Annotated in this window: 12 protein-coding genes and 2 pseudogenes; 11 read left to right on the forward strand and 3 right to left on the reverse strand. The window is 51.4% G+C overall.

Annotated elements, in window-relative coordinates; translation table 11 throughout:
- The first annotated feature begins 202 nt into the window (after positions 1-202).
- The 4 genes from G6Q48_RS21095 to G6Q48_RS21110 all read left to right on the forward strand — a co-directional run bounded on the left by G6Q48_RS21095 (position 203) and on the right by G6Q48_RS21110 (position 4,578).
- Positions 203-550 (forward strand): quaternary ammonium compound efflux SMR transporter QacE delta 1, encoded by a 348-nt coding sequence (locus tag G6Q48_RS21095; protein ID WP_000679427.1) that lies wholly within the window; start codon positions 203-205, stop codon positions 548-550.
- Positions 544-1,383 (forward strand): sulfonamide-resistant dihydropteroate synthase Sul1, encoded by an 840-nt coding sequence (gene sul1, locus G6Q48_RS21100; protein ID WP_000259031.1) that lies wholly within the window; start codon positions 544-546, stop codon positions 1,381-1,383. The genes G6Q48_RS21095 and sul1 (G6Q48_RS21100) overlap by 7 nt, the downstream gene beginning before the upstream one ends.
- A 404-nt stretch (positions 1,384-1,787) precedes the next feature.
- Positions 1,788-3,329, forward strand: a complete 1,542-nt coding sequence (locus G6Q48_RS21105; protein WP_000050481.1) for an IS91-like element ISCR1 family transposase — start codon at positions 1,788-1,790, stop codon at positions 3,327-3,329.
- Between the two features lie 322 nt (positions 3,330-3,651).
- Positions 3,652-4,578, forward strand: coding sequence for an inhibitor-resistant extended-spectrum class A beta-lactamase PER-1 (locus tag G6Q48_RS21110; RefSeq protein ID WP_001100753.1), 927 nt, complete (start codon positions 3,652-3,654; stop codon positions 4,576-4,578).
- A 13-nt stretch (positions 4,579-4,591) separates the two neighbouring features.
- Here G6Q48_RS21110 and G6Q48_RS21115 read toward each other — a convergent pair whose 3' ends face one another.
- On the reverse strand, positions 4,592-6,031 hold the full coding sequence (locus G6Q48_RS21115; protein WP_207393061.1) for an ABC transporter ATP-binding protein: 1,440 nt from the start codon (positions 6,029-6,031) through the stop codon (positions 4,592-4,594).
- Positions 6,032-6,401: 370 nt separating this feature from the next.
- On the opposite strand from G6Q48_RS21115, the gene G6Q48_RS21120 reads away from it, so the two are divergent.
- Positions 6,402-7,103, forward strand: coding sequence for a hypothetical protein (locus G6Q48_RS21120; RefSeq protein ID WP_032495674.1), 702 nt, complete (start codon positions 6,402-6,404; stop codon positions 7,101-7,103).
- On the opposite strand, the gene G6Q48_RS21125 is transcribed toward G6Q48_RS21120, so the two are convergent.
- A complete protein-coding gene (locus tag G6Q48_RS21125) occupies positions 7,076-7,405 on the reverse strand; it encodes a hypothetical protein (RefSeq protein ID WP_033917513.1) in 330 nt (109 codons plus the stop codon). The genes G6Q48_RS21120 and G6Q48_RS21125 overlap by 28 nt on opposite strands.
- Before the next feature lie 498 nt (positions 7,406-7,903).
- Positions 7,904-8,134: a hypothetical protein gene (locus tag G6Q48_RS21130; protein ID WP_032495677.1), complete on the reverse strand. Its 231-nt coding sequence runs from the start codon at positions 8,132-8,134 to the stop codon at positions 7,904-7,906.
- A gap of 2 nt (positions 8,135-8,136) precedes the next feature.
- Here G6Q48_RS21130 and G6Q48_RS21135 point away from each other — a divergent pair, with 2 nt between their 5' ends.
- The 6 genes and pseudogenes from G6Q48_RS21135 to G6Q48_RS22330 form a co-directional block, all read left to right on the forward strand.
- A complete protein-coding gene (locus G6Q48_RS21135) occupies positions 8,137-8,454 on the forward strand; it encodes a DMT family transporter (RefSeq protein WP_071211019.1) in 318 nt (105 codons plus the stop codon).
- Positions 8,448-9,287 (forward strand): sulfonamide-resistant dihydropteroate synthase Sul1, encoded by an 840-nt coding sequence (gene sul1 / locus G6Q48_RS21140; protein ID WP_000259031.1) that lies wholly within the window; start codon positions 8,448-8,450, stop codon positions 9,285-9,287. Before G6Q48_RS21135 ends, sul1 (G6Q48_RS21140) begins: the two co-directional genes overlap by 7 nt.
- Positions 9,288-9,414: 127 nt before the next feature.
- On the forward strand, positions 9,415-9,915 hold the full coding sequence (locus G6Q48_RS21145) for a GNAT family N-acetyltransferase (RefSeq protein WP_000376623.1): 501 nt from the start codon (positions 9,415-9,417) through the stop codon (positions 9,913-9,915).
- 320 nt (positions 9,916-10,235) lie between these two features.
- Positions 10,236-10,304: pseudogene (locus G6Q48_RS23140) on the forward strand (EAL domain-containing protein); the annotation flags it as partial.
- Between the two features lie 117 nt (positions 10,305-10,421).
- A pseudogene (locus G6Q48_RS21155) lies at positions 10,422-10,838 on the forward strand (IS6-like element IS6100 family transposase); the annotation flags it as partial.
- A gap of 107 nt (positions 10,839-10,945) precedes the next feature.
- The coding region (locus G6Q48_RS22330; RefSeq protein ID WP_228516233.1) for a hypothetical protein at positions 10,946-11,044 on the forward strand (99 nt) is incomplete at its 3' end.

The raw sequence follows: 11,044 nt of genomic DNA on the forward strand, positions 1-11,044 counted from the left end.
TACGTGAAAGGCGAGATCACCAAGGTAGTCGGCAAATAATGTCTAACAATTCGTTCAAGCCGACGCCGCTTCGCGGCGCGGCTTAACTCAAGCGTTAGATGCACTAAGCACATAATTGCTCACAGCCAAACTATCAGGTCAAGTCTGCTTTTATTATTTTTAAGCGTGCATAATAAGCCCTACACAAATTGGGAGATATATCATGAAAGGCTGGCTTTTTCTTGTTATCGCAATAGTTGGCGAAGTAATCGCAACATCCGCATTAAAATCTAGCGAGGGCTTTACTAAGCTTGCCCCTTCCGCCGTTGTCATAATCGGTTATGGCATCGCATTTTATTTTCTTTCTCTGGTTCTGAAATCCATCCCTGTCGGTGTTGCTTATGCAGTCTGGTCGGGACTCGGCGTCGTCATAATTACAGCCATTGCCTGGTTGCTTCATGGGCAAAAGCTTGATGCGTGGGGCTTTGTAGGTATGGGGCTCATAATTGCTGCCTTTTTGCTCGCCCGATCCCCATCGTGGAAGTCGCTGCGGAGGCCGACGCCATGGTGACGGTGTTCGGCATTCTGAATCTCACCGAGGACTCCTTCTTCGATGAGAGCCGGCGGCTAGACCCCGCCGGCGCTGTCACCGCGGCGATCGAAATGCTGCGAGTCGGATCAGACGTCGTGGATGTCGGACCGGCCGCCAGCCATCCGGACGCGAGGCCTGTATCGCCGGCCGATGAGATCAGACGTATTGCGCCGCTCTTAGACGCCCTGTCCGATCAGATGCACCGTGTTTCAATCGACAGCTTCCAACCGGAAACCCAGCGCTATGCGCTCAAGCGCGGCGTGGGCTACCTGAACGATATCCAAGGATTTCCTGACCCTGCGCTCTATCCCGATATTGCTGAGGCGGACTGCAGGCTGGTGGTTATGCACTCAGCGCAGCGGGATGGCATCGCCACCCGCACCGGTCACCTTCGACCCGAAGACGCGCTCGACGAGATTGTGCGGTTCTTCGAGGCGCGGGTTTCCGCCTTGCGACGGAGCGGGGTCGCTGCCGACCGGCTCATCCTCGATCCGGGGATGGGATTTTTCTTGAGCCCCGCACCGGAAACATCGCTGCACGTGCTGTCGAACCTTCAAAAGCTGAAGTCGGCGTTGGGGCTTCCGCTATTGGTCTCGGTGTCGCGGAAATCCTTCTTGGGCGCCACCGTTGGCCTTCCTGTAAAGGATCTGGGTCCAGCGAGCCTTGCGGCGGAACTTCACGCGATCGGCAATGGCGCTGACTACGTCCGCACCCACGCGCCTGGAGATCTGCGAAGCGCAATCACCTTCTCGGAAACCCTCGCGAAATTTCGCAGTCGCGACGCCAGAGACCGAGGGTTAGATCATGCCTAGCATTCACCTTCCGGCCGCCCGCTAAATATCTCCTTTTGGGTTGTTAATAAAACATCCAATAAGTTGACTGTGCGTGAAAAAGAAAGTTTTGTGTGATGGCGTTGAAGATCGCACCGTTAAGCTCTTATGTGGGATGGTGCAGAGCTCGACGACTACCGATAAAACGCAACCGCCGCAAACAGACAAGAAAAAGCCCCAACTGATAACAGTTGGGGCTTCAGTATTGTGATTGGTGGAGCAATAGCACCCTGAACCCAAAACCTTCTCGCTCAACCGGTAGTGGCTGATAACAACTCGTGAGGGCTATTGCGGGTTAAGCATTTAGCGATGTCTAGGGCCAGACTGGACGTCTGAACGCAAGCCGCTGATACTGTACATAACCACAGTATCAGCGGAGGATACCCATGTCGCTGGCAAGGAACGCCACGGCGAGTCAATCGCCCACTCAAACAAACGGTTACGAACGCCACCAACCCGACCAGACGCTGCTCTACCAGCTGGTTGAGCAGCACTACCCAGCCTTCAAAGCCTCACTCGAAGCCCAAGGTCAACACCTGCCTCGCTACATCCAACAAGAATTCAACGACCTCCTCCAATGTGGCCGTCTGGAGTATGGTTTCATGCGGGTTCGCTGCGAGGATTGTCATCACGAGCGTCTGGTCGCCTTCAGCTGTAAACGACGCGGCTTTTGCCCTAGCTGCGGTGCCCGCCGGATGGCCGAGAGTGCGGCGCTGCTGATAGACGAAGTCTTCCCCAAGGAGCCCATTCGCCAGTGGGTGCTCAGCTTTCCTTTCCAGCTACGCTTTTTGCTGGCTCGCCATCCCCAGCTGATGGGCCAGGTCTTGAGTATCGTCTATCGTACACTCTCAACTCATCTGATCAAAAAAGCCGGTTACACCAAAGCCTCTGCACAAACTGGCTCAGTGACTCTTATCCAACGCTTTGGCTCCGCGCTAAATCTCAATGTCCACTACCACATGCTGTTTCTCGATGGTGTCTATGCCGAAGATGACTATGGCAAGCAACGCTTCCATCGTGTCAAGGCACCCACTTACGATGAGCTGAATACGCTCGCTCACACCCTCAGCCATCGCATCGCTCGCTGCATGGAAAAGCGTGGGATTTTGGAGCGTGATGCCGAGAATACGTGGTTGACACTGGAAGAGGGCGAAGACGATACGCTGACTCAATTACATGGTGCTTCGGTTACGTATCGCATTGCCGTCGGCCCCCAGCAAGGGCGCAAAGTCTTCACCCTGCAAACCTTGCCAGGGCGTGAGGATAAAGCCGACTCAAGCAGTCGAGTAGCCAACCATGCTGGTTTCTCGCTACACGCCGGTGTGATGGCCGAAGCGCATCAGCGGGATAAGCTTGAGCGCTTGTGTCGCTACATTAGTCGGCCAGCGGTTTCAGAAAAACGTCTGGCATTAACCGCCAATGGGCAGGTGCGTTACGAGCTCAAAACTCCGTACCGCAATGGCACCACCCATGTGATCTTCGAGCCGCTGGACTTCATCGCCAAACTCGCTGCGTTGGTACCTAAGCCGCGAGTCAACCTCACACGCTTCCACGGCGTCTTTGCACCGAACAGCAAACACCGAGTTCAAGTAACACCCGCCAAGCGGGGCAAGAAGCCCGACAAATCGGAAGGTCTCGATACTAACTGGCGTGACAAGAGTCCTGCAGAGCGCCACCGCGCCATGACCTGGATGCAACGCCTCAAGCGAGTCTTCAATATTGATATTGAAGTCTGCGAACACTGCGGCGGTCACGTCAAAGTGATTGCCAGCATCGAAGATCCGAAGGTCATTGAGCAGATTCTCAAGCATCTGAAACAGAAAACAGCCAAGGCGAATGCCGCCAAGCAGCGTGAGCTGCCACCAGAACGAGCGCCGCCACTGACTCCCAGCCTGTTCGATCCATCACAGAGTCGTCTCTTTGACTGACGACCCCAAATCCAACACTGCTCAACACTGCCAACTTTTAAACGGGGCGGTGGGGCAGTTTGTATCTCTCGAGCTATCAGGCTAGAGATTTTACCGCCAAATCGAACCTTATTAGAGCGGTTTAGGCTGGACCGGCAGTTAAAATTGGGGCTTGAGCGGTAAACGAGTGAGGGAATTTCAGGTAAGATACTTCGGATGAGGAGCAAAAAGGTGGTTTATACTTCCTATACCCAAAAAGGTGGTTTATACTTCCTATACCCTAAAAAGGCAGCTTTGGCTGCCTTTTGTATAATTCATATCGACTTATCAAAAGGACAATCCGATGAATGTCATTATAAAAGCTGTAGTTACTGCCTCGACGCTACTGATGGTATCTTTTAGTTCATTCGAAACCTCAGCGCAATCCCCACTGTTAAAAGAGCAAATTGAATCCATAGTCATTGGAAAAAAAGCCACTGTAGGCGTTGCAGTGTGGGGGCCTGACGATCTGGAACCTTTACTGATTAATCCTTTTGAAAAATTCCCAATGCAAAGTGTATTTAAATTGCATTTAGCTATGTTGGTACTGCATCAGGTTGATCAGGGAAAGTTGGATTTAAATCAGACCGTTATCGTAAACAGGGCTAAGGTTTTACAGAATACCTGGGCTCCGATAATGAAAGCGTATCAGGGAGACGAGTTTAGTGTTCCAGTGCAGCAACTGCTGCAATACTCGGTCTCGCACAGCGATAACGTGGCCTGTGATTTGTTATTTGAACTGGTTGGTGGACCAGCTGCTTTGCATGACTATATCCAGTCTATGGGTATAAAGGAGACCGCTGTGGTCGCAAATGAAGCGCAGATGCACGCCGATGATCAGGTGCAGTATCAAAACTGGACCTCGATGAAAGGTGCTGCAGAGATCCTGAAAAAGTTTGAGCAAAAAACACAGCTGTCTGAAACCTCGCAGGCTTTGTTATGGAAGTGGATGGTCGAAACCACCACAGGACCAGAGCGGTTAAAAGGTTTGTTACCAGCTGGTACTGTGGTCGCACATAAAACTGGTACTTCGGGTATCAAAGCCGGAAAAACTGCGGCCACTAATGATTTAGGTATCATTCTGTTGCCTGATGGACGGCCCTTGCTGGTTGCTGTTTTTGTGAAAGACTCAGCCGAGTCAAGCCGAACCAATGAAGCTATCATTGCGCAGGTTGCTCAGACTGCGTATCAATTTGAATTGAAAAAGCTTTCTGCCCTAAGCCCAAATTAACAGACTATCAGCACTATCTAAGCCGCTGACTCTGGTTGTACACTAAAGCTTCGGTAGCGCCAGGACGACCATATAAAATATTTTCCCTTACAGTACGGTGTAGCAGGGAGGTATCCTGGGTCACCATAGCTATATGAGCGCGAAGACTTTCCTGTGATACAGTTTTGATGTCCTGACCGTCTATCAAAATCTGGCCTGAATTGACATCATAAAAGCGCAGCAGTAAGTTCACCAGCGTGGATTTACCAGCACCAGAACGGCCGACTAAACCTACTTTTTCACCGGGTTTAATCGACAAGTCCAGACCATCAATCACAGGACCATGTTCACCTGCTGCTTTGCCGTAGTTAAAGTTCAGTTGCTTAAACTCAATCTGACCTTGTGGCACTTCAAGCGGCTTCGCATCAGCTTTGTCGATGATTTGCTGAGGCTGAGACAAAGTCGCAATACCATCTGCCACAGTACCTATGTTTTCAAACAGTGCACTGACTTCCCACATGATCCACTGCGACATACCATTTAAACGCAGCGCCAGACTGACTGCGATGGCAATAGAGCCCACAGTGACGGCATTGACAGACCAAAGCCATATCGCCAGCGTGGCAATAGAGAACACCAACAGATAGTTCAGACCCTGCACACAAATATTGAGCCAGGTAGCCAGTCGCATTTGTCTGTACACAGGCACCAGAAACAGCTGCATGCTATCGCGGGCGTATTCTGACTCACGAGCCGTGTGTGAAAACAGTTTAATAGTGCTGATATTGGTGTAGCTGTCGACAATACGGCCTGTCATTTCTGAACGGGCATCGGCTTGTTCTGTTGCAACTTGTTTCAGTCTCGGCACAAAATAAAACTGCAAGCCGGTGTATATGACTAACCAGGCAATCATCGGCAGTACCAAGCGCCAATCTGCATCGGCGATCAGATACAACATAGAGCCAAAATACACCACCACATACACCATCACATCCAGCAGCTTGGTGGCCGTTTCGCGCACTGCCAAAGCCGTTTGCATCACTTTAGTGGCGATGCGACCAGCGAATTCATTCTGGTAGAAACCCAAACTTTGTTTCAGTAAATAACGATGCGCCAGCCAGCGGATCGACATAGGGTAGTTACCCAATATAGTTTGGTGGATCAGGGCTGAGTGAAAAAATACCAAACCAGGCAACACCAGCAACATCACTATGGCCATAGTGATCAAGGTATCCTGCTCTTCCTGCCAGAAAGTAGCCGGATTCTTGGTTACCAACCAATCGACTAATTGCCCCATATAGCCAAATAAGGACACTTCTAATGCGGCCAGTAAGGCTGTCGCAATAGACATCAGGATCAGAGGCAACACCATGCCTTGACTGTAATGCAAACAAAATGCAAACAGGCCTTGAGGTGGCTGAGTTGGCTCTTTATCAGGGAAAGGGTTGGTTAAGCGTTCAAAAAAGCCCAGCATAAAATTCCTCTGCAGCAACGAAAAAGGCAGTTATTGTACGTCAAAGTTTAAAAAACAGATGTAACTATTTGATGAAAGCCCGGTTTAGAACGGCCATCTTATTTTATAACCGATAGCTTGTGACTCGCTTTTTTGCTGAACAGAACAGCAGATTGTTGAAAATAAATACAAAAAATCTGAAAAATCCAAAAGATGCTATATCACATGAACTCAGCAGCTTAGATTTATTGAAGGACCGTTAATAGGTAATAACTGGAAAATCTATAACTTAGCTTCTGTTTTGTCAGCTTGCAAAGGACTTTTTGCTTTCTACACTGAAAATACAGAGTACCCGAATCAGGGTGTTGTCTCGTCTTACAGGAGTGTTGAAATGGATGCCAAAGAATTATTGGTCTACATGAAGCAGGCAGAACTGCAAGCTGAGTTAGTCGTTGAGGCTGGTCAGCAACTGGACAGAGCCATCAAACAATTACATGACTGGTCTGAAGACTGGGATTGTCAGCGCCGGGCTTGTGAAGATATGTACGATGCCGTGCATTTAATTCTGATCCATAGCTATCAATTATCCCGGATTTTCTGGCCCGCCAAGTGTTGCGGAGAACTGGGGCTGGATTTGTGTCATAGAGCCATGGCGCTGCGAAGTGAAATCAACCTGCCTGATCTAAACCATCCACTGCGGAATGAGGCGTTATGGCGTCATGCAGATGAGCTGGATCATTCAGTGCGGGATAATACTGCTCTGCGTCGTTATCAAGCGCATCATTTAACCGGTTTTAATCAGGTGATCACCTGGATGGATAATGAAGCCATGTTTTGCTGGCTTGAACCTGCCAGTAAAACCTTTGTGTTTCATGCCGAGGAGTTTGCTTTAGCCCAATTACTGGATGCTGTGCATCAGGTTCAGCAAGATATTCAGAATTTTCTTAACAAGCAGCATCAGTCAAATCTAAAGGTGGCCAAAGCTGGCGTGCATCACTATGAGAAGCAGTGGGGGGCATTTAAAATAAGACAAGACAGATCTTGTCCACAGCTTTGTTGTTATGACTACTTATCTAATTTAATAAATCCGTAGGCAGAAATCTCGCTGAGCTTATGTTCTCTGATCTTTTTTGCGACTTCTGCTTGGTAGTCTTCAATGTACAGGTGCAAAAAATCTTTAAACTCTTCATCCAAAGCACGTCTATCCACAGAGTTACCGAACCGTTGCGCTTCGTATGCAAGCAGGCATAATCTATGCGCCCGGATCTCCATATCAGCGGCCACCTGCTTTTCGATAATGTTTAATGCATCTGACATTCCAATCAACTTCTTGTAGAAAAACAGACTTAACAGTAAAAAGCCAAACGTAATTGCAGACATAACAAAAGTCAGCATTCCTGAAGTTCCTTTCTGTGCTTGACGGCTCCTGATATGGACCATAAAAATATCGCTAAAATTGCTGCGATATTTATAGCTGGTATTCCATATTTGTATATACCACCCAATAGATCAGTGCCAAATATGACTCTGTCTGTGAATCTCGCTACCTGCAGAACAGAGTGCATCAAGATGCTTAAACAAATGAATTGAGTGATTTGTTCAACCGCCCATACGAATTTTCTATGAATAACCCAGATGATACCAAGCGTCAATGTTTGACATATCACCCAACTTGGGTACCAAAGTAAGCGAGCGAGCTCAGGAGATGTTTCAGATATCCCCATCAGCAAAGGAGCAATCCTGTCTTGAGCTAATCCCGATAAAGTGAGTATCAATATGGTTATTCGTGCAGATTTACTGGCCGACCAGACTAAGGACAGCAGTAGAGAACCTATGCACAACACCCATAAGTACTCAGCAAGAGTCGTAATAAATGTCCCCACAAACTACCTCTTATTTTGGTGGTTCATTACCCCAGCCACCACCTAATGTAGTCAGTGTTGGATTTATTGCTTTAGATTCTTGCTGCTCTGCAGCCAGCTTCGCCTTTGCTTCAGCAGATAAGGTGACAGTGTCTGCAGTAGAGGGTGCTGTTGTAGTGGTGGTTTTAGCCTGAGCAGCAGGAGCAACAGTTTGTATTGTTGATGTAGCCGCTGTGCCCGGAGTATTTAAGTTGATTTGCATAACTGTTCCTTACCATTGTCACTAAATCAGAAAACAAATGTACCGAGGGCTTTACTAAGCTTGCCCCTTCCGCCGTTGTCATAATCGGTTATGGCATCGCATTTTATTTTCTTTCTCTGGTTCTGAAATCCATCCCTGTCGGTGTTGCTTATGCAGTCTGGTCGGGACTCGGCGTCGTCATAATTACAGCCATTGCCTGGTTGCTTCATGGGCAAAAGCTTGATGCGTGGGGCTTTGTAGGTATGGGGCTCATAATTGCTGCCTTTTTGCTCGCCCGATCCCCATCGTGGAAGTCGCTGCGGAGGCCGACGCCATGGTGACGGTGTTCGGCATTCTGAATCTCACCGAGGACTCCTTCTTCGATGAGAGCCGGCGGCTAGACCCCGCCGGCGCTGTCACCGCGGCGATCGAAATGCTGCGAGTCGGATCAGACGTCGTGGATGTCGGACCGGCCGCCAGCCATCCGGACGCGAGGCCTGTATCGCCGGCCGATGAGATCAGACGTATTGCGCCGCTCTTAGACGCCCTGTCCGATCAGATGCACCGTGTTTCAATCGACAGCTTCCAACCGGAAACCCAGCGCTATGCGCTCAAGCGCGGCGTGGGCTACCTGAACGATATCCAAGGATTTCCTGACCCTGCGCTCTATCCCGATATTGCTGAGGCGGACTGCAGGCTGGTGGTTATGCACTCAGCGCAGCGGGATGGCATCGCCACCCGCACCGGTCACCTTCGACCCGAAGACGCGCTCGACGAGATTGTGCGGTTCTTCGAGGCGCGGGTTTCCGCCTTGCGACGGAGCGGGGTCGCTGCCGACCGGCTCATCCTCGATCCGGGGATGGGATTTTTCTTGAGCCCCGCACCGGAAACATCGCTGCACGTGCTGTCGAACCTTCAAAAGCTGAAGTCGGCGTTGGGGCTTCCGCTATTGGTCTCGGTGTCGCGGAAATCCTTCTTGGGCGCCACCGTTGGCCTTCCTGTAAAGGATCTGGGTCCAGCGAGCCTTGCGGCGGAACTTCACGCGATCGGCAATGGCGCTGACTACGTCCGCACCCACGCGCCTGGAGATCTGCGAAGCGCAATCACCTTCTCGGAAACCCTCGCGAAATTTCGCAGTCGCGACGCCAGAGACCGAGGGTTAGATCATGCCTAGCATTCACCTTCCGGCCGCCCGCTAGCGGACCCTGGTCAGGTTCCGCGAAGGTGGGCGCAGACATGCTGGGCTCGTCAGGATCAAACTGCACTATGAGGCGGCGGTTCATACCGCGCCAGGGGAGCGAATGGACAGCGAGGAGCCTCCGAACGTTCGGGTCGCCTGCTCGGGTGATATCGACGAGGTTGTGCGGCTGATGCACGACGCTGCGGCGTGGATGTCCGCCAAGGGAACGCCCGCCTGGGACGTCGCGCGGATCGACCGGACATTCGCGGAGACCTTCGTCCTGAGATCCGAGCTCCTAGTCGCGAGTTGCAGCGACGGCATCGTCGGCTGTTGCACCTTGTCGGCCGAGGATCCCGAGTTCTGGCCCGACGCCCTCAAGGGGGAGGCCGCATATCTGCACAAGCTCGCGGTGCGACGGACACATGCGGGCCGGGGTGTCAGCTCCGCGCTGATCGAGGCTTGCCGCCATGCCGCGCGAACGCAGGGGTGCGCCAAGCTGCGGCTCGACTGCCACCCGAACCTGCGTGGCCTATACGAGCGGCTCGGATTCACCCACGTCGACACTTTCAATCCCGGCTGGGATCCAACCTTCATCGCAGAACGCCTAGAACTCGAAATCTAACGTCCGTTCGGGCATCGAGGTCCATGTCGGGGTGGGACGGGCCCGTGGCTTCAAGATCACTTGCAGTCCGACCGCGATGTCTTGGTTGCGCGAGAGGTTGTCGATATCCTCCACTTCCATCATCAACCCTGGATAATGCCGCCGCCGTCATCGCCGCCGACGCCCGTGCCGGGCTTTTCGGGCCTGTCAGGCTTGCTCGGCCTTCAGCCTGCCTGGGCGAGATCTCCGGCGGACGGATTAACGGCGGAGCTTCGCCGCCTTTCGTGCGTGTGAAGGCCGAAGATAGTTCTCTCAAAAACATCCGTTTATGAGAGATACCAAATGTCATTTTCAGAAGACGACTGCACCAGTTGATTGGGCGTAATGGCTGTTGTGCAGCCAGCTCCTGACAGTTCAATATCAGAAGTGATCTGCACCAATCTCGACTATGCTCAATACTCGTGTGGGCTCTGTTGCAAAAATCGTGAAGCTTGAGCATGCTTGGCGGAGATTGGACGGACGGAACGATGACGGATTTCAAGTGGCGCCATTTCCAGGGTGATGTGATCCTGTGGGCGGTGCGCTGGTATTGTCGCTATCCGATCAGCTATCGCGACCTTGAGGAAATGCTGGCGGAACGCGGCATTTCGGTCGACCATACGACGATCTATCGCTGGGTCCAGTGCTACGCCCCGGAGATGGAGAAGCGGCTGCGCTGGTTCTGGCGGCGTGGCTTTGATCCGAGCTGGCGCCTGGATGAAACCTACGTCAAGGTGCGGGGCAAGTGGACCTACCTGTACCGGGCAGTCGACAAGCGGGGCGACACGATCGATTTCTACCTGTCGCCGACCCGCAGCGCCAAGGCAGCGAAGCGGTTCCTGGGCAAGGCCCTGCGAGGCCTGAAGCACTGGGAAAAGCCTGCCACGCTCAATACCGACAAAGCGCTGATGAATCCCCTAATGATTTTGGTAAAAATCATTAAGTTAAGGTGGATACACATCTTGTCATATGATCAAATGGTTTCGCGAAAAATCAATAATCAGACAACAAGATGTGCGAACTCGATATTTTACACGACTCTCTTTACCAATTCTGCCCCGAATTACACTTAAAACGACTCAACAGCTTAACGTTGGCTTGCCACGCATTA

Origin of the sequence: Providencia sp. M-27, from assembly GCF_011077905.1 — a bacterium.
Classification (GTDB): domain Bacteria; phylum Pseudomonadota; class Gammaproteobacteria; order Enterobacterales; family Enterobacteriaceae; genus Providencia; species Providencia huaxiensis.